This is a genomic window from Pseudoxanthobacter soli DSM 19599 (genome assembly GCF_900148505.1).
Lineage (GTDB): Bacteria > Pseudomonadota > Alphaproteobacteria > Rhizobiales > Segnochrobactraceae > Pseudoxanthobacter > Pseudoxanthobacter soli.
Window position 1 is genome coordinate 58562 of record NZ_FRXO01000009.1, and the last position, 25707, is coordinate 84268.

The following is a 25707-nucleotide window of genomic DNA, read 5'->3' on the forward strand; positions in this document are numbered from 1 at the left end:
TGAAATCCCGCGCGACCGCACGCGAGTCGAGCCGGCGGCGTGCCGGCACGGATCTTCCGCCACCGGTCTCAAGCCTGCGCTCTCCCGGCCGATCCGCCGCCCCCGATTCCTGCCGCCGCCCCGGATCGCCACCGTTCCGGTAGTCCGTCCTTCCGTCTTCGAGCCCGTCCATGCGCATCCGCCTTTTCGCCCGCCGCCGGCCGTCGTCCGCCCTGCCCCGCCCGCGCCGCGCTGTCCTCGCCGGGGCGCTCCTCGCGGCGTCGACCGCAGCCGTCACCGCGCTGCCGGCGGTAGCGGCGCCGCCGGCCCAGTGCTGGACGCCAGAGAGCTACGCGCTGCAACCCGGCGAACGGACGCCGCGCCGCGCGACGGCGGCCGATCGGGTGAGCCAGCCGCCGCCAGCGGTCGCAGGCCCGGCGGTCACGGGGCCGCTTTCCGGCGTGATCCGGCGGGTGGAGCTGCCGAAGGGCGTGAAGCTTGTGGCACTGACCTTCGACCTCTGCGAAACTGGCGGCCAGGTCGCCGGCTATGACGGGCCGATCTTCGACACGCTGCGCAAGGAGGGCGTGCCGGCGACGTTCTTCGCCGGCGGAAAGTGGCTGGAGACCCACCCGCAGCGGGCGCAGCAGATCGCGGCCGATCCGCTGTTCGAGATCGGCAACCATTCCTGGGACCACGCCAATCTGCACGCCGCCGACGACAGCCGCATGAGCCAGGAAATCCTGACGGCCCAGGCCGCCATCGGGGCGGCGAAGACGGCGAGCGTGGCCGCCTGCCCGGCCGCCGCGCCGGTGTCGAAGCTGTCGCTGTTCCGCTTCCCCTACGGCTCGTGCTCGGCCGCGTCGCTCGCCGCGGCGAATGCCAACGGCGAGGTCGTGATCCAGTGGGACGTGGTCTCCGGCGATCCGGCCGATATCGGCGCCAAGGCGATCGCCGACAACGTGATGCGGCAGGTGCGGCCCGGCTCGATCATCGTCATGCACGCCAACGGCAACGGCAAGCACACGCGCGAGGGCCTGCCGCTCGTGATCGCGCGCCTGCGGGCGGCGGGCTACGGCTTCGCCACGGTCAGCGACCTGATCGCGGCGGGAAAGCCCGTCGCGGCATCGAGCTGCTATATCGACCATCCCGGCGACACCGCCCGCTACGACAAGGCCGCCGACGCGAAGGCGGCGAAGGCCAAGGCCGCGGCGCCGGCCACCCACGCGAGCGCGGACGTGGCGGCTCCGGCGGCGCAGTAACGCCGCCCCTGGAGCGGGCCACGGCGGCCGGGATGCACGGCACTGGATTTGTTTCGGGGCTTTTGGTTTCGGGCTTGGGCCTCAGGAACAGACGTGGCGCCGGAAGGCGCGGTCCTGCCGCGCGAGGTCGAGATGCAGGTGGTCCTGATGGGCGCTGTCGCCGTCCGGACCGATGACGGTGCGGAAGATCAGGCAGGCCGAGCGCTGGGCGTAGCGCAGGAACTGCTGCTCGTCCGGACTGCCGCCGCGCCAGTCCTGCTTGACCTCGATGCGCCGGCCATCCGCGAACACGAAGCCGCCGACATCGACGGCATTGGCGAAGCCGTGTTCCGAAAGCGCGCCGCTGGTCGCGCCGTTGCGGCCCCGGCAATAGTAGCTGCCGTAAAGCTGCAACTGCACCAGCTCGGTGCCGAACAGCGAACGCGCGGCCGGCTGGAGATATTTCTGCACCCAGGTATCGATCGCCGGCACCATCATGCAGGTCAGCACCGCCTTCTGGCTGAAGCCCACCTGCCCGCCAAGCGCGGCGCTGACGCGATAGGGATATTCCGCGCCGCAGATGCCCGGCCCGCGGATCGGCGGCATCCGCTGCACATAGGCGCCCGGCCGGACGATTCCCGAGGCGACGCATTGCCGCTCGGCCGCCGTGCGCCAGGCGGCACGCTGGTTCGACCGGTAAAGACCGGTCGCGCATCCCGCCAGCAGAACGATGACCATCGTCGCGGCGATGAGGGGGACAGTCCTGCGCCAATGCATGACCGGAGTGTCCGGGACGGCGGCAAATGCGCGGTTAACGGATGCCGCGATCGGCGCTGACCGAGACCGCGAGGCCCCGCGCGACGGCTCGTCCGGCCCTCTTTGACGCCCGCCTGACCGCCCGTAGGATCGGTTTCCACGAGAAATATAGAGGTGCTATCGACTTTATCGCGCGGCTCGTGTCATAAAGCGCTTCGCGCAGCGGGCCATCCGCGTTAACATGGCTTTAATGAGAAGAAGAGGAGACGGCACGATGACAGTCGCCAAAAGCGTCAATGCCGTTCTCGTCACCGTGGCGTTCGCGTTCCTGGGAGCCATCGTCTTCGGCCTCGTTTGAAGAAGAGGCCGCGGGCGGGCATCGAGCCGGCGGGGCTGGCGTGGAACCGAGCGGTCGGGATGGACCGTCGTGCGATCGGGTATCGCACCGGCCGTTATCCGCCGCGAAGGACACGAGCCTTCTTCCGGTCCGCCGCCCCTTCCGGGATCGGTAGACGGAACACGACTTGAAGCGCGACACGACTTGAAGCGCTCAGGTTTCGACGGAAATACCAGAATGCCTGCCGGGCCGCGCTGTCGCGCCGCCCGGGTTTTGTCGTCAGGGACTTGCCGTCCGGTGAAGGCGCCGGTCAGGGAAAGCGCCGGTCAGGGAAAACGCCAGTCAGGCTTGCCGCTCCGGCGTGTGGACCACGAGGCCGTCGAGTTCCGGCGTGACCTTGATCTGGCAGGACAGCCGGGAGTTCGGCCGGACATCGTAGGCGAAGTCCAGCATGTCCTCTTCCATCGGCTCGGCGGACCCGACGGCTTCCATCCATTCCGGCTCCACATAGACGTGGCAGGTGGCGCATGCGCAGGCGCCGCCGCATTCCGCGTCGATGCCGGGAATGTCGTTGCGCACCGCGTTCTCCATCACGGTCGATCCGGGAGCGGCGTCCACCTCGTAGGTCGTTCCGTCGAAGGTAATGTATGTGATCCGGGCCATGACGCGACTTTCACTGCGGCGGGGCGTGCGCGGCCGAGCTCCGCGGACCGCCCGCCGGTAGACGGATGAAAGCGAGCCGGCTGCCGGTCCGGCCCGCGATGTCGATGGACGCGTGCGCCGTTCGGGGAACGGATGCCGCCAGGCGGGCGACCCGCCTTCGTCTCGCCGTCCATTTCCCATGTCCGGCCTTCGTCTGGGAATAACGCCTTCCGCCGCACCGTCAAGCGCATCGCGGCAGTTCCGCCGAGTCGCGGCGTTAACCGTGCGGCGCGGCAAATAAGCAAGACAGTTTCGCGACCCCTAACAATTCGTTAACATAAAGGTTGTGGAGAACGTCCGGCCGGCGTTCCCCGCACGGCTCGGACGACGACGGATCGCGGCTCTGCCGGTCGCGGGGGCGACGTTACGGATCGGGCTCCGGCGGTGAACCGGACGCAGGTTACCGGTCGTGTGCGGCCGGTCGTTTGCCGCCGGACGCCAGTCGCGCGGCATCCGGTTCTCGTCGCCGTAACCGACCGCGGCGGAGCGACCGCTCTTCCGCCCGGCGCCGGAGCCGGCCGTGACCGCCGGATGCGACCGCCGTTGGATAAAATTGCATCGATGCTTGGGAACCAAGTGTCAGGTTTTAGCCGCTAGGGTCACCCGGTCATGGTGCCGCCATCCGCGCGGCCGGAAGGGTCCGGCGCGGGGAAAACGGCAGGGCGGCGGGCCGTTTCGGCCGCAGGCCTCGACCCGGCACCGGACCGGACGGTTTGTTCAAGAGTACGGACGCGAGGCAGAGAAGACCCATGGCGACCCAGACCCCGTTGGCGACCCAGACCTCCGACGCCTCGTCCGCCCCGAAGCCGTCGGCCGGCGGGGCCGCCGTCGAAGGCAAGAACGCTGCCAAGGGTACCGCTGCGGGAGCCGACGCGCCGGCCGCCGACCTGACCGACGCCGCGCTTTCCGCGGTGGAGGAAGCGCTGGCCGCGGACTTTCTCGCCGAAGAGACCGGCAGCGACGGCACGCCCGCCAAACGGACGCCGGCAGCAGACGCGCAGGACAAGACGACTTCCGACATGACCCAGCCAGAGACCCGCTCGCAGGCAGCTGCGTCCCGTTCCGCCGCGACCCGCATCGAGGACGATATCGACCCGTTCGCGCCCGCCAAGCGCCCGCGCCGCGCGCGGCCGCGCCCGGCCGCCAACGACGACCGCCTCGGCATCGCCGGCAATCTCGTCCAGGGCGGCGCGAAGTCCTCCTCGCTCGGCTACGGCATCGCCCTGCTCGCTTCGGCCGCCTGGGCCGGCCTCACCTTCTATGTCGGCTCGCGCGCCGGCGTGTCGCCGTTCCAGCCGGGCGCGTTCGCGCGGCCGGAGACGCTGATGCTGATCGCCACCGCCGCCGTGCCTTCGGCGGCGTTCTTCGGCATCGCGGCCATGGTGGCGCGCGCCCGCGAACTGCGGCAGGCGGCGATGTCGATGGCGTTCGCCGCCGACCGCCTGACGCGGCCGGGCGACGCGATGACGGATTCCGTCGTCTCCGTCGGACAGACCATCCGCCGCGAGGTCGCGGCCATGGGCGACGGCGTGGAGCGCGCGCTCGCCCGGGCGAGCGAACTGGAGGTGATGATCCATTCGGAGGTGTCGTCGCTGGAGCGCGCCTTCAACGACAACGAGCTGAAGGTGCGCACCCTGCTGGCCGAACTCGCGGCCGAGCGGGAGGCGATCACCAACAATGCCGAGCGGCTGCGCGCCGCGATCTCGGGCGCCCATCGCGGCTTCTCCGAAGACCTGCGCACCACCTCCGGCAAGTTCGCCGGCGAGATCGAGACCGCCACGGGCCAGCTCACCGCCACCATCGGCGCGACCGCCGAGAATGCGGTGGAGCTGATCGCCGGACGCGGCGAGGCGCTGGTGGACCGGCTGAAGAACGAGAGCAGCGCCGTCACCGCCGCCATCGACGCCAGCAGCGAGCAGGTCGCCGCGACCCTCCTGCAGCGCGGCGTGGAGGTGACGGAGGCGCTGAAGACCGTTTCCGCCGACATGAACGGCGAGATCGAGGCGGTTTCCGCGCGCGTCAACACTACCATCGAGACCACCGGCCGGCGCGTGGTCGACACGCTCGTCGAGCGCAGCGCCGCCGTGAACGACCAGCTGACGGCCTCGGGCCAGGCGGTCGCCGAATCCGTCGACATCCGCATGCGCGAGATCGGCGACGTGCTGTCCGCCAAGACCGGCGACATGATGCGCGCGCTCGACGACCACGCCGAAGCGGTGTCGCTGTCGCTCTCCGGCCGCATCGACGACATGAGCCGCACCATCGAATCGGCAGGCGGGCGGGTCACCGCCTCGGTCGATGCGGCGGGCGAAGCCGTCGTCGGATCGTTGGAAGCGCGCATCACCTCGTTCGAGCGCAGCATCGCCGAGACCGGCGACACCGTCGCCTCGGCGCTCGAAGACCGCGTCACCGCGCTCGAAAGCGCCATCACGGCGACGAGCCTCGCCGTCACCGGCTCGATGGAAGAGCGCCTGCGCGATCTCGAAGGCTCCATCGCCGCATCCGGCACGTCGGTCACCGCGGCGCTGGAAGCGCGGGTGCGCGAGTTCGAAGCCGCCATCGAGCGCGTCGGCGGCAGCGCGTCCGACACCGCCAGGGTTCACGTCGACCAGCTTCGCGCCCGCATCGGCGAGCTGGAAGCCGCCATCACCCAGTCCGGCCAGTCCGTCGCCGAGATGCTAAAGGATCGCGTGCGCACGTTCGAGGCGGCCATCGAGCAGGCCAGCACCGGCGCTCTCGCCGAGGCGGGCAGCCAGGTCGAGCGCCTGCGCGGCGACATCGCGACCCTCGAAAGCGCGATCGCCGGCTCCGGGCTCGCCGTTACCGATGCGCTCAACGGGCGCGTTCAGGAGTTCCAGGCGGCCATCGAGCGGACCAGCACCGAGGCGACCGCCGCCGCCGGCAGCCATGTCGACCAGCTGCGCGCCAGCGTCGCGGCGCTCGAGGCCGCCATCGCCGCCGCGGGCGATGCCGCGACCTCCATGGTCGAGAACCGCACCGCGAGCGTGCGCGAGGCGTTCGACAGCGTGATCCGCACCTTCGAGGCGGCCGTCGGCGAGCAGACCGGCGCGGCGACCGCAGCACTCCAGGCCGAGGGCGCGGACATTGTCTCGGCGATCGGCACCCAGATCGACCGCATCGGCGACGTGCTGAAGGGCACCGGCGAATCGATCGCGGTGGACCTGCAGCTTCACGGCGAGACGCTGTCCGCCGGGCTCGACGAATCGATCGCCCGCCTCGACGCGGTGGTCAACGGCTCCGGCAACTCGGTCGCCGCACGGCTCGAAGACACCAGCCGCCGCATCGAGACCGCGATCACGGTGCAGGGCAACAGCCTGCAGAACGCCATCGACGAGCGCCACGCCGCGTTCGCGGAGATGCTCGCGAACCGCGCCGCGACCTTCCGCGCCACGCTCGACGACACCGCCCACGACATGGCGAAGGCCGTCACCACCAAGTCGGCCGAACTCGGCCAGTCGTTCGAGAGCTCGGGGGCCGAGGTCGTGCGCATGATCGGCGAGCGCACCGCGCACATCGCCGAGGACATCGCGGCCGCCGGCCACACCATCGCCGACCGGCTCGCCGCGCAGGCCGACGGGCTCCACGGCCAGATCGACGGCCGCCTCGCCAAGCTGGAGGCGCTGTTCGGCACCGAGATCGACGGCGCCATCGCCACCCTCGGCGACCGCACGGCGCGGCTCGAAACCCTGCTCTCCGACATGGTCGGCCGCCTCGACACCTCGCTTTCGGGCCGCACGGACGCGCTCAACGAGGCGTTCGAGTCCTACACCACCAGCCTGGTGCAGACCTTCGACGGCCAGACCGCCGCGTTCTCCTCGGTGTTCGATGCCCGCAGCGCGGCGCTCTCCGAGACCATCGCCGACCGCGCTGGCGCCTTCGCGGCGACCCTCGGCAATCAGGCCGAGATCCTGTCGTCGGCCATCGAGAACGGCAGCGCCAGCTTCGCCGAGACGGTGTCCGTCAACGCCGACGCGCTGGCCCAGCTCCTCGACACCAATACCAGCACGCTGGTCGCCGCGCTCGAAGGCCACACCGGCCTGCTGGAGGCGCGCGCCCGCGACCTGACCGAGACCATCGAGGCGAGCAGCCTGATGTTCTCCGACACGGTTTCCGCCCGCACCGGCGCGGTTTCCGAGACGCTTCGGGCCGAGGCGGAGGCGATCGCCGCGCGGATCGAAGGCACCACCGCCGCGCTCGCCGGCGCGATCACCACCGGCACCGACGGCCTGACCAGCGCCGTACGCCAGCAGTCGGAGGCCATCGCCGCCGAGATCGTTCGCCAGACCGCGACGCTCGAAGGCCGCACCGCCACATTTGTCTCCACCGTGTCCGCCAGCGCCGAGACGCTGGGTTCGCGCGCCGAGGCCCTCGCCGCGACCGTCGAAAGCGGCACCTCCGCCTTCGCCGCGACGGTCGAGACGCAGACGGTGTCGCTGACCGAGGCCGTGACCGCCAGCGCCGATGCGCTCGCCGCGGCGGTGGACAGCCGGACGGCCGAGCTTGCTGCCGCAGTCGACAGCCGGACGGCCGAGCTTGCCGCCGCGGTCGACAGCCGGACGGCCGAGCTTGCCGCCGCGGTCGACAGCCGGACGGCCGAGCTTGCCGCCGTGCTCGCGGCCAAGGCCGACAGCCTCGCCGAGACCGTCATCGCCCAGGCGACGGTGCTCGACACCCATGTCGCCGCCTTCGAAACCGCCGTCTCCGCCAAGGCCGACAGCCTCGCCGAGGCCGTCGCGGCGCAAAGCTCCGCGCTCGACACCCACGCCGCCGCCTATGTCGCCACGGTCGCCGCGAAGACGGACGCCTTCGGCGAGACCCTGACCGAGCGCGCCGACGCGCTGGCCGCCACCGTGGATGCCAAGGCCGACGCGCTGACGGAAGCCCTCGCCAGCCGGTCGGATGCGATCGTCGCCGCCGTGGAAAGCGGCACGGCCTCGTTCGCCGACATCGTCACCGCCCGCACCGCCGGCTTCACCGACGCGGTGCGCATCCAGGCGGAGGCGATCTCGCTGCACACGGCAAACCTCTCCGACACCCTCTCCAGCCGCGCCGACGAACTGGCCGCGGCCATCGCCGAGCGCACCGCGGCGTTCTCCGCCGCGACCGGAGCGAGCAGCGAGCAGATCGCAGACGCCATGCGTCTCCAGGCCGAGGCGCTCGGCGCCCGCGCCGACGAGCTGGCGGCCGCCATCGCCGAGCGCACCGTCGCGTTCTCCACCACCGCCGGGGCGAGCAGCGAGCAGATCGCGGAGGCCATGCGCCTCCAGGCCGAGGCGCTCGGCGCCCGCGCCGACCAGCTGGCGGCGGCCATAGCCGAGCGCACCGCCGCGTTCTCCGCCACCGCCGGGGCGAGCAGCGAGCAGATCGCGGAGGCCATGCGCCTCCAGGCCGAGGAACTCAGCGCCAAGGCCGGTGCACTCGCCGCTTCCATCGCCGAGCAGACGGCGGCGTTCTCTGCCACCGTCGGCAGCAGCACCGGGGGAATCGAGACCACGGTCCGCGCCCAGGCCGAAGCGCTTCTCTCCGCCGTCGACGGCCACGCCGCGGCGATCGCGGAGCGGACGAGCGCCTTCACGGAAGCCGTCGCCGCGCAGACCGCGAGCCTGTCGGACAGCTTCGACAACAACACCGCGATGCTGGCGCACGTCATCGGCACCCACGGCGCCGGCCTCGCCGAGGTGGTCGCCATCCAGGCGGACGGGCTCGCCCAGACCCTCGACGGCCATGGCGCCCGCCTCGCCGACACCCTCGCCGAAGGCACCGCGTCGCTCTCCGGCGCGCTCGATGCCCACACCGAAGTGCTGTCCCGCACGCTGGAAGGCCATCGCGACCGGCTTTCCTCGTCGGTGGAAGGGGTCGGCGGCGCGCTGTCGACCGTCGTCGCCGAGCAGACCGAGACGTTCACCCGCGCCATCGACGAGCGCTCGTCGTCGCTCATCGCCACGCTCGGGGCCACCGGCATCACGCTGGCTGCGACCGTCTCCGGCCATATCGCGACGCTGGTGCGCACGCTCGACGACAGCCGCGCCGCGCTGATCCAGGCGCTGGAGGCCAATGACGGCACCGTTTCGGAAGCCGTGAAGCGGCAGACCGAAGACCTCGTCGCCGCGTTCGACGAGCGTCGCACGGAGCTGGTGCGCCAGCTCGAAGCCTCGGTCGCTGCGATCGGGGATGCGGTGGCGGGCCAGACCGGCGTGCTCAACCGCACGCTCGACGAGCGCGCCCAGGCCTTCGCCGAAGCCCTGCAGGCCGGCAGCGCGTCGCTCGTCGACGCCGTTTCGGCGGAGGGCGAACGCCTGACCCGTGATGTGACCGAGCGGGCGTCGACCATCGCCACCTCGCTCGAAGGCAGCGCGATGCGCATCGAAGCGACGGTGAACGGCCACGGCCAGATTCTCGCCGACACCCTCGCCTCCCAGACCGAGGCGTTCGAGCGCACGGTGGCGGAGAAGGTCGAGGCTGCCTCGCAGCTCGTTACCGGCCACACCGAAACGCTGGCGAACGTGCTCGACGAACGCACCCGCCGCGTCGACGCGGTGCTGGAGCAGCGTGCCCGCGAGATGAGCGAGACGCTGATCGAGCGCACCCGCGCCTTCGTTCAGGCGGTTCTGGAGGAACGGCTCGAGGTGGTCGCCGGTCTCGACGAGGCGGGCAACGCGCTTGTCACGAAGGCCGAGGCCGCCAGCACGGCGCTCGCCGAGCGCACCGCGGCGCTGCAGTCCATCGTCGCCGACGGCCTCGGCGAGATCGGCCGCACGCTCGGCAGCGAGACCGATCGCGCCCGCCAGACCGTGCAGGCTTTGCTCGGCGAGCTGCTCGGCGCGGTTTCGAACGAGAGCGAGAAGGCCCGCGAGCACCTGACCGGGGCGGCGGCGGAGATCGCCGGCAGCCTCAGCGCCGAGACCGAGCAGGCGCGCACCGTGCTCGACGTCACGCTGCGCACCCTCAGCACGACGCTGTCCGACCGCACCGACGAGATCCGCCATGCGCTGGCGGCGACGGTCGGCCAGGCGATGCAGACCCTCACCGAGGAAGGCGCCCGCACCCGCGTCGCGGTGGCGACGGATGCCGCCGCGGCGGCGGACCTGATCGCGACCGAGAGCGAGCGCTCCCGCGCCAAGATCGTGGATGCCGCCAACGCGGTCGTCGCGGTCGTGGGCGAGGCGGTGGTTTCCGCGGTCGGCGAGGTCGAGCGCGCCGCCACCGATGCCTCCAGCCGCGTCGAGACCATCGCGCTGCAGGCGAGCGGCGGCGTGTCGCAGATCGCCGCCAATATCGAGCAGAGCTCGACGGCGGCGGCAGCGGCCATCGAACAGGTCGCGGCCGCGGCCGAGCAGGCCGCCAGCACGGCGGCCGGCTCGCTCACCCGCGCCTCGGGCGAGGTGGAAGCCAACCTGACGGCCACCGCGACCGAGATGGCCCGCCTGCTCGACGCCGATTCGAGCGCGCTGGTGCAGGCGATCCGCTCCGCGACCGGCACAATCTCCGGCACGCTTTCGACAAGCCGCGCCGGGCTGGAGCGGATGCTCTCCGAGCAGGGCATCAGCCTGGAGCAGATCCTGTCGGAGCACGGCCGCCAGATCCTCGCCGAGATCGAAGCCCAGACCGCCCGCGCCGCGGAGGTGCTGTCGGAGGAAGGCCGCAACGCGCTCGCCTCCACGGTCGCCGCCAGCGAGCGCATCCGCTCCGACGTCACCGGCACGCTGGCACGGCTGCAATCCGTCACAGCCGAGTTCGGCTCGACGGCCGATGCGGCGGGCAACGATCTCGGCCATCTCGGCGAGGCGATGCTGGCCCAGGCCGACAGCCTGCGCCAGGCGGTCAGCGAGGCGAGCGAGAGCACCGGCCGGTCTGCGAGCGAGATCGCCCGCCAGACTGAGCGCCTCGGCTCCACCTCGACGGCGGTTCTGGCCGAACTGAACGAACTGGCCGGGCGCATCGAGGAGCAGTCCCGCGCGCTGACCTTCGCCACCCAGCAGCTCGACCAGGCCAACCAGATCGCCGACGCCACGCTGTCGCAGCGCCGCGAGGCCATCGAGGCGCTGACCGGCGACCTCTCGGCCAAGACCGAGGCCATGGAAGCGATGATGCAGGCCCTGACCGCCCAGGCGGAACAGGCCATCGCCGCCGCCGAGGCGCGGGCGACCGCGATCAGCCAGCGCGTCGCGGCGCAGGCCGAGGACCTGACCACGACGCTCGGCGCCAGCGCGGAGAACGCCGCGAGCGTACTCTCGTCCGGCCTCGAGGAGATCAAGCTCACCGCCGACCGCGAAGGCGAGCGCTCCCGCGAGGTGCTGCGCCGCGTGCAGCACGCCGTGACCGAGGAGATGAACCGGGTTCTCGGCGAGACCACCGCGCGCTTCGGGCGGCTGTCCTCGGAGATGTCGCAGGCCGCGGCCGCGATGCGGCAGGAGCTGGAAGCCACCCGCGCCGAACTCCAGCGCGGCATCTTCGAGCTGCCGGAAGAAACCCAGCGCAGCACCAACGAGATGCGCCGGGCACTTTCTGGCCAGCTTCGGGCGCTCGACGAACTCGCCGCCATGGTCAGCCGGCAGTCCGCCGCCTTCGCCGTGGGCGCTCCGGCCCAGGGCGTTCCCGCTGCCGCGCAGCCGGCCCCGGTTCATGCGGCCGCTGCACACGCGGCGCCTGCACACGCGGCTGCGGCACAGTCCGCCACCGCGCGCCGGCCGGAGCCCGCAGCCGCCGCCGTCTCGGAGCCGTCCGTCCGCGTGGGCGAGCCGCAGGCCCGCGCGACGACGCGCCAGGCATCGCCCGCTCCCGCGGAGCCCTCGACGCTGCGCCGCACCCGGGGACCGGAGCAGCCCCCTGCCCCGCCCGCCGCCGAGCGTTCGTTCGGCGCCGCGCAGCCGCAGCCCCAGCCTGCGCCCGGCAAGGAGCGCGGCTGGCTGAGCGACCTGCTGCGCCGCGCCTCCGACGACGTCGCGGAACCGCAGCAGCCTGAGGACGAGCACGAGGACGGCCTCGACCTGCCGCCGCCGGCACCCCGCGCGCCGGACGAGACCCATGGCGTCATGAACCCGGCGATCGCCCACAGCGATGCGCTCGACTCGCTGGTGGGCGACATCGCCCATGCCATCGACAACGAGAGCTTCGCCACCCTATGGGCCCGCCGCCGCCTCGGCGAACGCAACGTGTTCACCCGCCGGCTCTACACCCTGAAGGGCCAGCAGACCTTCGACGACGTGCGCCGCCGCTACCACCGCGACCCGTCGTTCCGGGCGGCGGTCGACCACTATATCGACGCGTTCGAACAGCTGCTGTCGGACATCGAGCCTGACGACCGCGACGGTGCCCGGGGCCAGGCCTACCTGACCTCGGAGACCGGCAAGGTCTATACCGTGCTCGCCCACGCCGCGAACCGGCTGGGCTGATATCGCGGCGGACCGACATCGGCGACCGGAGGCAGGTCCGATCCCTGCCTCCGGATCGCTGCCTCCACATCGCTGCCCTGGATCGCTACCTCCGGATCCCCGCCACCCCGTGTCCCTGTCTCCACCATGCCTCCCGATCACGCCGCCAGGAGCGGGCACTGGGGTCGGGGAGGCATGAGATTGATCCCATCAATAGGTAGTTTCCGGCATGCGGGCCATCCGCACCGATGGCGTTCCCGCCTGCTCCCCGCCTTCGACGATCTGACCGGCGTCACGCGCTTTCGGCCATCGCGGCGCGCAGGCGCGGCACCGACCAGTCCATGAAGCAGCGGACCTTCGGCGGCAGCGGCTCCGACGGCGCGTAGATCAGGTTCACGGGGAGCGGTTCCGGCGCGAAGTCGGCGAGCAGTTCCCGCAAACGGCCCGTCCGCAACTCGTCCGCGACCTGATAGGACAACAGACGGATGATGCCGACATCCGCGAGGGCCGCCTGAACTGCCGCCCCTGTGGTGTTGACCGCGAGCTTCGGGCGCGGCTCGACCGCGAAGGCGACGCTGTCGCGGCGATAGCGCCACTCCGGCGCGACGGCGAAGCCCTGGAAACTGATGCCGTCGTGGCGGACGAGGTCCTCCGGCCGCTCGGGCACGCCGCGCCGGGCGAGATAGCCGGGGCTGGCGCAGATCACCCGGCGCACGGTGCCGACGCGCGTGGCGATCAGCGCGCTGTCCGCGAGGTGCCCGATGCGCAGCGCGACATCGACATGCTCGTCGGAGAGACTGACCTGCCGATCGGCCAGCGTCAGCCTGAGGTTGATCTCCGGCTGTTCCTCCAAAAAGCCCAGCACGACGGGAAGCAGATGGCGCTGCCCGAACTCCACCGGCGCGGTGACGTGAAAGCCGCCGCGCAGCGCGCCGAAATCGCCCGCGGCCTCGCGCTCCGCCGCCTCCAGATCCTCTAAAATCCGCCGGGATGCGGCAACGAACGCACGGCCCTCCTCCGTCAGAGCGAGGCCCCGGCTGGTACGCAGCAGCAGGCGGGCGCCGAGATGCCGTTCGAGTTCGCCGACCTTGCGGCTGATCGTGGCAAGCGGCGTACCCAGCCGCCGCGCCCCCGCCGAGAGGCTGCCGGCCTCGACGACCGCCACCAGCACCGTCATGGCATCGAACCGATCCATGTCGCCTTCCAGTAAATGAGAGGAGCATTCCCGAACATACAGGATACGCCAACAAACCGGGAAGCTCTAGCGTGAGCCACTGGCGGGTGGAAGCGGCTCTGGAGAGCGCCTCGCCGATCGATCACAGGAGGAGGACCCCATGCTCGACATGTCCCGCCGCGCGTTTGCCCGTGGCTTGCCTCTCGGCATCGCCGGGCTCGGCCTCATGCCCCTCCTCCGCCCGGTTCCGGCCTCGGCGGCGGCCGGCGAGGCCCCGGTCGCGACGGTGACGCCGCTCGCGCAGATCGGCATCGGCCGCTTCACCGTGACCGCGCTGACCGACGGCTATGCGGACATGCCCTACACCTTCTTTCCCGGGCGCACCGCCGCCGAGGTCGAACAGGCCGCAGTGGCACAGTTCACCGCCCGGCCGAGCGGCGTGCGCTTCCTGTTCAACCAGTACCTGATCGACGACGGCGAGCGGCGAATCCTGATCGACACCGGACCGGCGGGATCCATCGGGCAGACCGGGGCGCTGCCGCAGGCGCTTGCCGCGCTCGGCCTCAAGCGGGAAGAGATCGACGCGGTCATCGTCACGCACATGCACGAGGACCACATGGGCGGGCTGATCGCGGGCGGAAAGAACAATTATCCGAACGCCGAGCTCCACATCGACCGGCGCGATATCGTCCACTGGACCGACCCGGCGAAGCGCGCCGGCGCGCCCGACTACCTGCAGAACAGCTTCCGCATGGCGCCGGATGTGGTGCAGCTCTATCCCCGGCTGCAGGCGATCGACGGCGAGCGCGAAATCGTGCCCGGCGTCTCCATCGTCGACCTGACCGGCCACACGCCGGGCCACATCGGCGTGCGGGTGGAGGACGGCGGGAAGAGCCTCATCATGGTGTCCGACATGGTGTTTCCCGTCGTGCACCCCGGCGCGACCGACGTCGGCTTCCTGTTCGAGCAGGACCGTGCGGCGGCGCAGGCGATGCGCGACCGCTTCTTCCCGCAGGCCGCCGCGGAAGGCGCGCTGATCGCGGCGACGCATATGCCCTTCCCCGGCCTCGGCCGCATCGTCGCCGACCGCGGCCAGTTGCGCTGGCAGGTGTCGGACTGGGCCTTGCAGGGCTGACGGCCGGCGCGCCAGAGCGCATGCTATCGACAGCGAAACAGGGACAGCGAGGCAGTAATATGCGCAACGGCTATCTCGAGATCGCGTCGACGCCCTCGGTCGAGGCCGCGCAGGAGCATTATGGCAGTGCGGCCCGGTGGGCGCGGGCCGGCGATCGGGGCACGGCGGGAGGCGATTTCACGGACGAGGATGTCCGCAACCGCCGCCTCGGCCCGCCAGAGCGGGCGTTCATCGCCGAGCGCGACGGCTTCTATCTGGCGAGCGTGTCGGAGACAGGGTGGCCCTATGTGCAATATCGCGGCGGGCCGCCGGGCTTCCTGAGGGTCGTCGACGAGGCGACACTCGGTTTCGCGGATTTCCGCGGCAACCGGCAATACATCACCACCGGCAATGTGGAGGCGCACAACCGGGTGTCGCTGTTCCTGATGGACTACGCCCATCGCCAGCGCCTCAAGATCTTCGGCCGCATGCGCATCCTCGATGCGGCTGACGACCCTGCGCTGGCCGAACGGCTGATCGTGGCGGGCTATCCGGCGCGCGTCGAACGCCTCGTCACGATCGCGGTGGAGGCGTTCGACTGGAACTGCCCGCAGCACATCACGCCTCGCTTCACCGAGACGGAACTGGCGGCGGCGCTCGCCCCCGTGCGCGACGAACTCGCGACGCTTCGGCAGGAGAACGCCCGGCTGCGGCAGGAACTGCACGCGCGCCAGACCCGCGACGGCGACGCCACCGAGCGCCCCATCTGATCCCGCCGCCTCATCCGCGCGGAACCGGATGGGCGGGCCAGGCGAGCATTGCGAGCGCGATCATCCCGCGCACATCGTCGACGGTGGCGCCTGCCTGAGGCAGGTTCATCACGGCCTGCAGCACGCCAAGAAAGTGCCAGGCGAGGCGCTCGATATCCGCCGCCGGCGAGAGTTCCCCCGCCTCCACCGCTTCGCGGAAGAGGTCGCCGAGGATCGCGCGCTGCCTCGCAAGTCCTTCCAGTGCCACCGCCTTTCCGGCCGGCGGCAGATCGCCCATCTCGGCGCACGAGCGGACAAGCAGGCAGCCCGGCGGGCGGGTGCGGCGGCGCTCCTCCGTCGGCAGCAGCCCCATGAGCAGTGCCTGCAACCGCTCGCGGTGCGAGGCGCCCTGCGCAGCATTCATGCGGGCGACGACGCGACCGACATAGGCCGCCAGCACCTCGCGAAACAACCCCTCCTTGTCGCCGAACCGCTTGTAGAGGCTCGACCGCGACAACCCCATCGCTGCTGAGAGCTGATCGATGGAGGCCGCGGCATAGCCGTGCCGCCAGAAGATTTCCATTGCCGCGTCGATCACGGACGCCTCGTCGAACTGGGGTCTGCCGCTCATGAAAGCCCTGCTTGACATCTTGGACCGATCGTTCCATTAATTTTGGAACGATCGGTTCAGAATACCTGTACAGATGCCCATGTTCAAGTGCCGCGCCTGTTCAGGTGTCGCCCGGTCGCGCATCGCCGACGGCTCATTGAGTGGGCCGGAGACGCCGCCTCGACGCCGGCCGCGCACGATGTGTTGGCGCAGGCATCTGCGGCGCCGGCCATGCGAGGCGGGCTCGCGCCCACCGCGATTCATCTCCCCCGGAGCCGCCCCGATGCCATTCGGCATCGCAGACAGGGCGGCCGTGCCGGTGACGACCCCAAGAAAGGAAGCAGCGATGACCGACGAAACCGCCCCCGCCCCCCTCGGCTGGGACCTGTTCATCCGCAAGCGCGCCAGCGCGACCCAGGGCGTTCCGCCGGGCAAGGAAAGCCTGTGCTGGGTGGCGAACACCGTGACGCTGATCCGCGGCGCGCGCGAGGCCGTTCTGGTCGACACCTTCCTCAGCGACGTCCACACGGCCGAACTCGCGGACTGGATTGCGGCGCAGGGCCTGCCGCTGCGCACCATCTACCTGACCCACGCCCACCCCGACCACTTCTTCGGGCTGGCCCTGCTGCTCGCACGCTTCCCCGAAGCCCGGGCGGTGGCGATGCCGGAGGTGGTGGCGGCGATGCGCGTGCAGTCCTCTCCCGCGATGGTGGAAGACAACTGGCGCCGCCGCTTCCCCGGCCAGGTTCCGGACCGCCTGACGGTGGCGGAAGCGCTCGACGGCGACAGCTTCACGCTGGAAGGCCACACGCTGCGCACGATCCCGCTCGGCCACACCGACACCGACGCCACCACGGGGCTGCACATCCCCTCGCTCGGTCTCGTCGTCGCGGGAGACGCCGTCTATAACGAGACACACCCGTACCTGACGGAGACCGACCGCGCCGGCCGGAAATCCTGGCTCGTCGCGCTCGACCGCATCGAGGCGCTCGCCCCGACCGCCGTCGTCGTCGGCCATGGCCCGCTCGATCCGGACAACAGCCCGTTCCACATCGCCGCCACCCGCCGCTACATCCAGGACTTCGACCGCCTCGACCGCGAGACCACGACGGCCCGCGAACTCTACGACGCCATGCTCGCCCTCTACCCCGACCGCATCAACCCCGGCTCGCTCTGGGGCGCCGCCCATGCGGCGAAGGCGGAGATTTGAGGGGATGAAAGACAGGGCGACGCACGGTCCCCATGCGGCGGTTTCGCCGCATGGGGGAATGCCGCAAGCCGCTGAACCGCACCAGATTGGCCGAGCGGACTGGCGCGAGGACCGGACGTTCGACGCAGCGGCGCCGAATGGTCGGGTTGGAGCCAGAACAGGTGTGACCGGCTTTGCTCGCTACGCGAAGTCGCCGCGCAGGAGGAACTGATGTGATCGCGCTCGGGCGTGTCAGGCGAGTTGCGCTTCGATCGCAGCCTTGTCGACGACCGACCAGACGCGCGCGATCTTTGCACCGCGGAATTCGTAGAAGACGTTCTCCGTGAACGAGACACGGCGACCATAGACCGGAAGGCCGAGAAAGAGGCCGGTCGGCCGGCAATCGAAGGCGAGCCGCGCGCCGATGATCGGGGTGTCCTCGATCAGGAGATCAAGCCTGAAGGCGAGATCGGGTATCTGCCGGAAGTCCTCCTCCAGCATGGCCCGATAGCCGGCCAGTCCGAAGCTCCGGCCATTGTGTTCGACATCGGCCGTCACGAACCGGCTGAGGCTCAGCCAGTCCTGAGCATTCAAGCAGGCGATATAGCAACGATAGATATCGGCGATGGTGGCGGACACCAGGCAGCCTCCGATAGTGCAAAGGAACGACGGCTGGCGATCGTCGGCGCAATTCAGAAATGGGGGCTGGTCTGCGCGTTACCCAGGGCAACACGGCGCACGGAACCTTTGCACGGAGCGCACGGGTGGCCGTCACCGCGGCGCTGACGCCCGTCCTCGCGCCAAACCAAGCGGGGCAGGCGCCCTCCTGCGGCCCGTGGCTAGAGCATATCCCGTTCAGACCGGATCGATCCGAACGATAAGGATATGTTCTAGCTTTTGACTCTGAAGCGATTTCTTGTCGATCTGATGATTCCATCAGATCGGAAAGCGCTCTAGGGCCGAAGCGTCTCTGCCAGATAGTCCAAAAAGCATCGGACCCGGGCGGGAATATGCGAGCCGCCGACGAAAAGGGCGTGGACTTCCTCCGTATCGCCCGGATTGAACTCCTCCAACAGGGGCGTCAGCGCGCCCGACCGTATCTCTTCCTCGACGGTAATGGTCCCGACCCGCGTGATGCCAACGCCACCGATCGCGAGCTGTCTCAGCGTATCGCCGTTATCGGCCTCGACACTCCCCTTGATGGCGAGCGCATAAAGGCGCCCATCCCTCAGGAAGGGCCAGACCGGTGCGGTGCGTTTGAAATTGAAGCCGAGGCAGTCATGGGTGTGCAAGTCTTCGGGCATTTTGGGGTGCCCGCGGCGCGCCAGATAGTCCGGCGACGCGACGATCACCTTTCGGGTCTGGGCAAGCTTTCGGGCAACCAGCGGCGTGTCCGCCAGAGGACCCACCCGAATCGCCACATCAGCTTGACCGGCCGCGATGTCGACGACGGCGTCGGTCAAGCTGATGTCCAGCACTATGTCCGGATAACGCTGGATGAACCCGCCGAGCACGGGCAGCAGGAACATCCGCCCATACTCGATCGAAGCACTGACGCGCAGCCGCCCTCTCGGCGAACTCCGATGGGAGATCAGTTGCTCGGTTTCGCGGACGTCGGCCAGGATGCGGCGCGCGGCCGAGAGATAGCTGGCCCCTTCGGGGGTCAGCGTCAGCAGCCGCGTCGTTCGCAGCAGGAGCCGGACGCCGAGCCGTTCCTCCATGTGATCGATGACGCGCGAAACGGACGATGGAGCCATAGCGACTTTCCGCGCCGCCGCGGAGAAGCTCCCGTTCTCGGCGACCAGCGCGAACAGTTCCAGCTCCCTGCCCCAATCTGCCGAAGGAGCCCTACGATGCGCGGGATGCAAAGGACCTCTCATCGCCAGGAGCCTACACAGCCCGGATCATGACGTCCATTTCTGTGTCAGGTCACCCAAAGTCGACCAGCCAGGAGAACGCTATGGTTACTCCCTTTGTCATCGATATCCCCGAACGTCGCATTGCCGCTATTCGGAGCAAAATCGCGCAGTACGATTGGGATAGTCTCCCGGATGTGGGCGGCTGGTCGGCCGGCATTGGCAAAGATGACCTGCGGCGGATTGTTTCCTATTGGCAGGAGGCCTTCGACTGGCGTGCAGTCGAGCGCCGGCTGAACGAGCTGCCCAACTTCACGACCGAGATCGATCGCGAGCGCATTCATTTCCTGCACAAGCGCGGAAATGGCACGAGGCCGCCGCTGCTGTTGCTGCACGGATGGCCTGGCTCTTATCTTGAGTTCGATCGGTTGCTCGATCCGCTGGCATCGGCCGGACATGACGTCGTGGTGCCATCGCTTCCCGGGTTCGCGTTCTCGAGCCCGATCACGGGCATCATCGGACCGAGGCGAACCGCCGCGCTTATGCATGGCCTGATGCAGCGCTTGTTCGGGCAAACCCGCTACTTCGTTCAGGGCGGCGACTGGGGATCGGGTATCGCGAGCTGGATGGCCATGGATCAGCCGCAAGCGCTGCTCGGCTTTCATATGAACATGGTCAGCGTGTTCGCAGAAGACGCCGTTCCCGCTTCGCTTGAAGAGAAGGACTGGTTCACGCGTCGAGCAGCCATCCTCGATTGGGAGCAAGGATACAGCCACGAGCAGGGCACCCGGCCGCAGACATTGGGCGTGGCCATGGCTGATAGCCCCGTCGGGGCCGCCGCTTGGATAGTGGAGAAGTTCGGCGTCTGGGCGGATCTGCCGCGGCGCGCAGACGGCAGCCCCGATCTCTGGAGTCGCTTCTCGGAAGAGCAACTGCTCACGAACATCATGCTTTATGTCGCCCCGCCTGCGGTCGTGACGGCGAGCTGGATCTATCGCGGGCAGCGGCTGGAAGGAGCCGATCGCTTTCCGGCCGGCTCACGCGTCGAGACGCCGATGGGGTGCGCAGCTTTTCGAGACCCGGTTTTCCTGCCGCCGCCACGCTCGTTTGCCGCAAAGACTTACAACATCGCTCATTGGACCGATATGCCGCGCGGAGGCCACTTCGCCGCCATGGAAGAACCGCAGCTCTTGCTGGCTGACCTCCAGGCCTTTATCGCAACGGTGTCGCTGCCCTAAAACCTCCCTGACGCAGGCTTGCCTTCCAGGCAGCACCTCCTCGCGGCGCGTTGCCGCCGAAGTGTGTCGGTCCCCTCGACGTCCGCTTTCTCCAACGGCCGCCCGAGGCCCGCCGATCCGCCCCCCCCCCCAAAGGGACGCCTCTAGAGCGCTTTCCGATCTGATGGAATCATCAGATCGACAAGAAATCGCTCCAGATTCAAAACCCTGAGCATATCCTTTCCTTGTCGTTCAGATCGGTTCGATCTGAACGGGTTATGCTCTAAGGGCGGCCGAGTGGGCGCCGGCACCCTTGTGTCCGCCCTCGATGGACCCATCGAGCCTGCTCGCAACCGGATTCAGGAGCGCATGGCGGCCCTACGAGCCGCCTCCGAGTCGATGGGCGGCGCGGTCGTGTCACATTCGGGCCGCTTGCGTCGTCATCGCTTCGAACGTCGATCTCCGGCGTTCCGAGCACAGGCATGAGACATGAGCGAGAACACGCGACTGGTCTGGAACGAGGTGGCGCCGCAGGGCGCCAAGGCGCTCTACGGCATCCACCACTACATCACCACGGGCACCGCCCTGCCCCATGAACTCATCCACCTTGTCTTCCTGCGGGTCTCGCAGATCAACGGCTGCGCCCACTGCATCGACCTGCACACGCGCGACCTGCTCAAGACGATGCCGCTCGAAAAGGTCGTCCTCGTTCCGGTCTGGGCCGAGGTGCCGCATCTGTTCTCTGAACAGGACCGCGCCGCTCTCGCCTGGGCAGAGGAGGTCACGCTGGTCAGCGAGACCCACGCCTCAGACGAGGCCTACGCGGCGGCCAGCGCCGCCTTCACGCCGAAGGACCTGGTGGATCTCACGATCACCATTGCGGCGATGAACGCGTTCAATCGGCTTGGGGCGCCCTTTCGACTGCCTGTCCAGGCGAAGGCCTAGGACCGATCGGGCGGGAACCGTTTCCGTCGCGGCGATGTGCTCCACGTCATGTCAGGCGAAGGTCGGGAACCGCCCGTCGGTGAACAAGGCCGGCCGCAGGCGGGCCCAGTTCGATGCGAACTGGAAGGTATCAAGATCGGCGAAGGTCTGTCCGATGACCTGCATGCCCGAGGGCATTCCTTCGTCGACCAGGCCGAGCGGAACGTCCACGACCGGGTAGCGGTTGAGGAGGTTCCACGGCCACGTCAGCGCCGCGCCGAACCCTGTGCCCGTCCACAGGTCGACATTGTCGGCCTTGCTCTTGAACATGTCCGCACGGATGAGCGGCGTCGTCATGGTCGGCATGAGCAGGACGCGGTAACCCTTCCCGAAGACCCGCTGTTGAACTTGCCGGTGCAGAAGCTCGACCAGAGCCTCGGCTTCCTCCGCTTGCCGCGGTCCGACGGGTCCGACGACGTCGATCACCTCCGCCATGTAGGGGGAGAGACGATCCCGGTTCGCGTTCGCCGTATCGACCAGGGTGCCCAGCGACGTCGCCATCAGCCCGCGGATGAAGACGAGCTTCTGGTCCTTCGAGAAGCCGCAGTCGACCTCGTCCACGACGCAGCCGGCCTTGCGGAGGGCTTCCACGCCCTGCTGCATCGCCGCCTTCACCGGTGGAATGACCTCGGCGATGGCCGCGCCCCAATCAAGGGCGATCCGCCATCCAGACAGGTCGGGATATTGGGTGGGATAGTCGAGGCGAGGCCGGATGGCGGCCATGACCTTGTCGGAGGGGCCGACAATCGCGTTCTGGAGATGGATGAGATCGTCGCAGCGTCGCGCGAGCGGGCCAGAAGTCGAGAAGGGCACTTCCCCGCTCGCGACGCGCCCGAACGGCGGCCTGAAGCCGTAGAGACCGTTCTGCGAGGCAGGGAGGCGGATCGAGCCGCCCATGTCCGATCCCATCGCCAGCGTCGCGAAGCCCGCAGCCAGCGCCGCCCCCGATCCCGCCGACGACCCGCCCGGCGAGTATTCGAGGTTCCATGGATTGTGGGTCGTGCCCCAGGCGCGGGTCGAGGCGCCGATGAAGAGATAGAACTCCGGCACCGTCGTCTGGAACGGCATGACGGCGCCGGCTGCCTCGAGCGAGTCGATGACCGCGCTGTTTTCGGTCATCGGCGGCGCGTCTTTGTAAACGAGCGACCCCTGCGTCACCTGCCAGCCCGGCCGGCCGAACTCGTCCTTGATCGCGACCGTGATGCCCTCGAGAGGTCTCGCATCGCCACGTCGATAGCGGTCCTCAGAGTGTTGGGCCTCTTTCAGCGCCTGATCGAAATGTTCGTAGGTGATGCAGTTTATCTTCGAATTGAGCGCTTCGACGCGCTTGATCTGCGCCTTCAAGAGATCGACCGGGGAAGCCTTCCTGGCCCGGAACAGGGCGATCAGTTCGTCGACCGAGGCGTAGCTGAGCGGATCGTCCGTCTCGGCCTGGGCGGCCGAAGGACCAAGCCTGGACGCGACGAACGCCGTGCCGGCGGCCTTGATGAGTGTTCTGCGATCGATCATGTGCGTTACTTTCGCCGAAGGGACCAAACACGACGTATATTGTGGCGGTGGCCACGAAGACGGCGACCGCCAAATACCGACGCCGCATCTCCGGCAAAGAAACATTGCCACGCACGCACGGAAGTCATCGCGCTACACATGCGCGCGGCAGAGCGTCCATGACATTGACGCACGTCAACCCGCGGGTGACGCGCACATCGTCCGCCGGCCGGACGGCATCATGCAGGCGGCGGGTTCGGCGACATTGCGCGGAAGGTGACCGCGTGGGGCGCGGCGGCGCGCTCCATCTCTTGCCCTGGCTGTCCATGACGTCGGGAGAGTTGGGCGCTGCCAGCACTCCTCCAACCGCCCGCCGAGGGCGCCACACTGACATTGCCGATGTCAGCGCTCACCGTTGGAGGGGCGTCTTCGTCAAATGATCGGTCGCCACGGCTATCATTCAGCTTCACGCGACGGCAAAGCCGGGGCCGGGAGTGGAACGGCAGCTTCCGACATACAAATCGGCATAACCGACATGTCTGCGCACCAAACAAAGGCTGGGCTCAGGCCGCTCTCCCGGACCGCGCGCCGACATAGACGAAATGAGACCTGCGTCTTCGCCGCAGTGCTTTAGAATAGGCACGGCGGTACGCTTCGGCAGAGTCCCGCTGCACCGAAGCGTGACGTTCGATATCACGCGGTTTTGCCAGTCAGGCACCACGATCGGCGCTTGCAAAACGTCGCCACCCTCACAGGGCTGTCCAGCCCCCATCCAGCATCAGAGCGCTGCCAGTCATCAGTGATGCAGCATCCGATGCGAGGAACACCGCCGCCGCAGCCACTTCGTCAACGCGCCCAATGCGACCGAGCGGAATCTTCGACAGCACTTCCGTGCGGAAAGCCGCATCGCGGAAGTAGGGTTCAGTCATCGGCGTCTCGACAAAGGTCGGGCAGATGGTGTTGACGCGGATGCGATGCGGCGCCAGCTCCACCGCCAGCGCCTTGGTGAAGCCCTCCAGCCCCCATTTCGAGGCGCAGTAGAGCGTGCGGTTGGCGGCACCGACATGACCCATCTGCGACGACATGTTGATCACCGATCCGCCGCGCCCCTCCTCGATCATCCGGGCGGTGACGGCCTTGGCCGCGAAGACGGCGCTGCGCAGGTTGAGCCCCAGCACGGCGTCGTAATCCTCGACCGTCACCTGCGCGAGCGGCTTGGGTCGGTTCGTTCCGGCATTGTTGACGAACACGTCAAAGGCGGGGCGTGCCGCCATCAGCGCGGCGAACCCCTCCAAGTCGGTCACATCCGCCGGCAGCGCCTCAACCTTGAGGCCCTGGGCCCGCAAGTCCGCCGCCGCCTCACCGATCTCGCCCTCCGAACGGGCGCAAAGCGTGACCTCCGCACCCGAGGCGGCGCAGGCCTGGGCGATGGCGAGGCCGATGCCGCGCCCCGCGCCCGTCACCAGCACTCGTTTTCCGTCCAGCCGGAACGACGGCACGGCGGTGCTCATTCCGCCGCCTCGCCATAGGGCACGTTCTTGTGGCCATAGCGGCGCACGCGCACATTGCACTGCTCGGCATGACCGACGAAGCCTTCCAGCAGGCACAGCCGCGAACCATAGGCGCCGATCGTCGCCGCCGCCTCGTCGGTGGTGATCTTCTGATAGCTGTGGGTTTTCAGGAACTTGCCGACCCAGAGACCGCCGGTGTAGCGCCCGGCCTTGTGGGTCGGCAGCGTGTGGTTGGTGCCGATCACCTTGTCACCATTGGCGACATTGGTGCGCGGGCCAAGGAACAGCGCGCCGTAGGAATGCATGTTGGCGAGATACCAGTCGTCGCGGTCGGTCATGACCTGCACATGCTCGGAGGCGATGTCGTTGGCGACCTGCAGCATCTCCTCATGGGTGTCGCACAGGATCACCTCGCCATAATCGGCCCACGATCTGGTCGCGGTATCGGCGGTCGGCAGCAACGCCAGCAGGCGGTCGATCTCGGCGAGCGTATCCTCGGCAAGCCGACGGCTGTTGGTGATGAGAACGGCCGGCGAATTGTAGCCATGTTCTGCTTGCCCGAGCAGGTCGGTCGCGCAGATCTCGCCATCCACCGTATCGTCGGCGATCACCATGGTCTCGGTCGGACCGGCGAACAGGTCGATGCCGACGCGGCCGTAGAGCTGGCGTTTGGCCTCGGCGACGAAGGCGTTGCCGGGCCCGACCAGCATGTCGACGGGCGCGATGGTCTGCGTGCCGATCGCCAGCGCGCCGATCGCCTGGATGCCGCCCAGCACATAGATCTCGTGTGCGCCGCCCAGATGCATGGCGGCAATCACCGCCGGGTTCGGCTCGCCCTTGAAGGGTGGGGTCGCGGCGGCAATGCGCGGCACGCCGGCCACCGACGCGGTCAAAACCGACATGTGCGCCGAGGCGACCATCGGGAACTTGCCGCCCGGCACGTAGCAGCCGACCGACTGTACCGGAATGTTCCTGTGCCCGAGAATGACGCCGGGCAGAGTCTCGATCTCGATATCCGTCATCGAGTTGCGCTGCGCCTGCGCGAAATTGCGCACCTGCGTCTGCGCGAAGCGGATGTCTTCCATGTCCCGCGTCGAGACCCGCGACATCAGCGCCTCGATTTCGCTCAGGCTCAGCCGGAAGGCCGGCGGCGAATAGCGATCGAACTTCTCCGACAGCTCGCGCACCGCAACATCGCCGCGCGCCTCGATATCGGCGAGGATGGTCTCGACCGTCTCACGAACCCGGCGGTCGTCCTGCGAGCGCTCCTCGGAGGGCTTGCCGCGCTTCAAATAGGTTACGGCCATAGTGCTGGTCCTTACGTTTAGGTGTGTCTCGAAGGCGAGGAGAGAAGGCCGGGAGCTAGAGCGCTTTCCGATCTGATAGACTCATCAGATCGACAAGAAAT

General features: G+C 68.9%; 16 protein-coding genes. 7 read left to right on the top strand and 9 right to left on the bottom strand.

Going from position 1 to position 25707, the window contains the following annotated elements:
* Window positions 1–170: 170 nt before the first annotated feature.
* Window positions 171–1241 carry a polysaccharide deacetylase family protein gene (locus BUF17_RS18060; protein WP_073631310.1) on the top strand — a complete coding sequence of 357 codons (1071 nt, stop codon included), beginning with the start codon at window positions 171–173 and terminating at the stop codon, window positions 1239–1241.
* An 81-nt stretch (window positions 1242–1322) separates the two neighbouring features.
* Here BUF17_RS18060 and BUF17_RS18065 read toward each other — a convergent pair whose 3' ends face one another.
* Entirely contained in the window at window positions 1323–1997 is a 675-nt protein-coding gene (locus BUF17_RS18065) for an extensin-like domain-containing protein (protein WP_073631313.1), read from the bottom strand.
* Between the two features lie 658 nt (window positions 1998–2655).
* Window positions 2656–2976, bottom strand: coding sequence for a 2Fe-2S iron-sulfur cluster-binding protein (locus BUF17_RS18070; RefSeq protein WP_073631315.1), 321 nt, complete (start codon window positions 2974–2976; stop codon window positions 2656–2658).
* 788 nt (window positions 2977–3764) lie between these two features.
* Between BUF17_RS18070 and BUF17_RS18075 the strand changes: the two genes are divergently transcribed.
* Complete coding sequence (locus tag BUF17_RS18075; protein WP_073631317.1) at window positions 3765–12428, top strand: apolipoprotein A-IV repeat region-like domain-containing protein; 8664 nt, start codon at window positions 3765–3767, stop codon at window positions 12426–12428.
* 271 nt (window positions 12429–12699) lie between these two features.
* Here BUF17_RS18075 and BUF17_RS18080 read toward each other — a convergent pair whose 3' ends face one another.
* Window positions 12700–13602, bottom strand: a complete 903-nt coding sequence (locus BUF17_RS18080) for a LysR family transcriptional regulator (protein WP_073631320.1) — start codon at window positions 13600–13602, stop codon at window positions 12700–12702.
* A 139-nt stretch (window positions 13603–13741) separates the two neighbouring features.
* Here BUF17_RS18080 and BUF17_RS18085 point away from each other — a divergent pair, with 139 nt between their 5' ends.
* Together BUF17_RS18085 and BUF17_RS18090 are read left to right on the top strand one after the other, a co-directional pair.
* A complete protein-coding gene (locus BUF17_RS18085; protein WP_073631322.1) occupies window positions 13742–14716 on the top strand; it encodes an MBL fold metallo-hydrolase in 975 nt (324 codons plus the stop codon).
* A 59-nt stretch (window positions 14717–14775) separates the two neighbouring features.
* Complete coding sequence (locus BUF17_RS18090) at window positions 14776–15465, top strand: pyridoxamine 5'-phosphate oxidase family protein (RefSeq protein ID WP_073631324.1); 690 nt, start codon at window positions 14776–14778, stop codon at window positions 15463–15465.
* 10 nt (window positions 15466–15475) lie between these two features.
* On the opposite strand, the gene BUF17_RS18095 is transcribed toward BUF17_RS18090, so the two are convergent.
* On the bottom strand, window positions 15476–16075 hold the full coding sequence (locus BUF17_RS18095; protein WP_073631326.1) for a TetR/AcrR family transcriptional regulator: 600 nt from the start codon (window positions 16073–16075) through the stop codon (window positions 15476–15478).
* Window positions 16076–16400: 325 nt separating this feature from the next.
* On the opposite strand from BUF17_RS18095, the gene BUF17_RS18100 reads away from it, so the two are divergent.
* Complete coding sequence (locus tag BUF17_RS18100; protein ID WP_073631328.1) at window positions 16401–17264, top strand: MBL fold metallo-hydrolase; 864 nt, start codon at window positions 16401–16403, stop codon at window positions 17262–17264.
* A gap of 231 nt (window positions 17265–17495) precedes the next feature.
* Here BUF17_RS18100 and BUF17_RS18105 read toward each other — a convergent pair whose 3' ends face one another.
* Both BUF17_RS18105 and BUF17_RS18110 read right to left on the bottom strand, forming a co-directional pair.
* Entirely contained in the window at window positions 17496–17885 is a 390-nt protein-coding gene (locus tag BUF17_RS18105) for an ester cyclase (protein WP_073631330.1), read from the bottom strand.
* A 311-nt stretch (window positions 17886–18196) separates the two neighbouring features.
* Window positions 18197–19123: a LysR substrate-binding domain-containing protein gene (locus BUF17_RS18110; protein WP_073631332.1), complete on the bottom strand. Its 927-nt coding sequence runs from the start codon at window positions 19121–19123 to the stop codon at window positions 18197–18199.
* 80 nt (window positions 19124–19203) lie between these two features.
* On the opposite strand from BUF17_RS18110, the gene BUF17_RS18115 reads away from it, so the two are divergent.
* Both BUF17_RS18115 and BUF17_RS18120 read left to right on the top strand, forming a co-directional pair.
* A complete protein-coding gene (locus BUF17_RS18115) occupies window positions 19204–20337 on the top strand; it encodes an epoxide hydrolase family protein (RefSeq protein WP_073631334.1) in 1134 nt (377 codons plus the stop codon).
* A gap of 468 nt (window positions 20338–20805) precedes the next feature.
* Window positions 20806–21261, top strand: a complete 456-nt coding sequence (locus BUF17_RS18120) for a carboxymuconolactone decarboxylase family protein (protein WP_073631336.1) — start codon at window positions 20806–20808, stop codon at window positions 21259–21261.
* A gap of 51 nt (window positions 21262–21312) precedes the next feature.
* On the opposite strand, the gene BUF17_RS18125 is transcribed toward BUF17_RS18120, so the two are convergent.
* The 3 genes from BUF17_RS18125 to hisD all read right to left on the bottom strand — a co-directional run bounded on the left by BUF17_RS18125 (window position 21313) and on the right by hisD (window position 25606).
* Window positions 21313–22809, bottom strand: a complete 1497-nt coding sequence (locus BUF17_RS18125; RefSeq protein ID WP_084564882.1) for an amidase — start codon at window positions 22807–22809, stop codon at window positions 21313–21315.
* Between the two features lie 728 nt (window positions 22810–23537).
* On the bottom strand, window positions 23538–24299 hold the full coding sequence (locus tag BUF17_RS18130) for an SDR family NAD(P)-dependent oxidoreductase (RefSeq protein WP_073631338.1): 762 nt from the start codon (window positions 24297–24299) through the stop codon (window positions 23538–23540).
* Entirely contained in the window at window positions 24296–25606 is a 1311-nt protein-coding gene (gene hisD, locus BUF17_RS18135; protein ID WP_073631339.1) for a histidinol dehydrogenase, read from the bottom strand. The genes BUF17_RS18130 and hisD overlap by 4 nt, the downstream gene beginning before the upstream one ends.
* Between the last annotated feature and the right edge of the window lie 101 nt (window positions 25607–25707).

Excerpts from the sequence above, each read along its gene's own strand:
- BUF17_RS18060 (WP_073631310.1), top strand. The coding sequence starts at position 171 with ATGCGCATCCGCCTTTTCGCCCGCCGCCGGCCGTCGTCCGCCCTGCCC.
- BUF17_RS18065 (WP_073631313.1), bottom strand. The coding sequence starts at position 1,997 with ATGCATTGGCGCAGGACTGTCCCCCTCATCGCCGCGACGATGGTCATC.
- BUF17_RS18070 (WP_073631315.1), bottom strand. The coding sequence starts at position 2,976 with ATGGCCCGGATCACATACATTACCTTCGACGGAACGACCTACGAGGTG.
- BUF17_RS18075 (WP_073631317.1), top strand. The coding sequence starts at position 3,765 with ATGGCGACCCAGACCCCGTTGGCGACCCAGACCTCCGACGCCTCGTCC.
- BUF17_RS18080 (WP_073631320.1), bottom strand. The coding sequence starts at position 13,602 with ATGGATCGGTTCGATGCCATGACGGTGCTGGTGGCGGTCGTCGAGGCC.
- BUF17_RS18085 (WP_073631322.1), top strand. The coding sequence starts at position 13,742 with ATGCTCGACATGTCCCGCCGCGCGTTTGCCCGTGGCTTGCCTCTCGGC.
- BUF17_RS18090 (WP_073631324.1), top strand. The coding sequence starts at position 14,776 with ATGCGCAACGGCTATCTCGAGATCGCGTCGACGCCCTCGGTCGAGGCC.
- BUF17_RS18095 (WP_073631326.1), bottom strand. The coding sequence starts at position 16,075 with ATGAGCGGCAGACCCCAGTTCGACGAGGCGTCCGTGATCGACGCGGCA.
- BUF17_RS18100 (WP_073631328.1), top strand. The coding sequence starts at position 16,401 with ATGACCGACGAAACCGCCCCCGCCCCCCTCGGCTGGGACCTGTTCATC.
- BUF17_RS18110 (WP_073631332.1), bottom strand. The coding sequence starts at position 19,123 with ATGAGAGGTCCTTTGCATCCCGCGCATCGTAGGGCTCCTTCGGCAGAT.
- BUF17_RS18115 (WP_073631334.1), top strand. The coding sequence starts at position 19,204 with ATGGTTACTCCCTTTGTCATCGATATCCCCGAACGTCGCATTGCCGCT.
- BUF17_RS18120 (WP_073631336.1), top strand. The coding sequence starts at position 20,806 with ATGAGCGAGAACACGCGACTGGTCTGGAACGAGGTGGCGCCGCAGGGC.
- BUF17_RS18125 (WP_084564882.1), bottom strand. The coding sequence starts at position 22,809 with ATGATCGATCGCAGAACACTCATCAAGGCCGCCGGCACGGCGTTCGTC.
- BUF17_RS18130 (WP_073631338.1), bottom strand. The coding sequence starts at position 24,299 with ATGAGCACCGCCGTGCCGTCGTTCCGGCTGGACGGAAAACGAGTGCTG.
- hisD (WP_073631339.1), bottom strand. The coding sequence starts at position 25,606 with ATGGCCGTAACCTATTTGAAGCGCGGCAAGCCCTCCGAGGAGCGCTCG.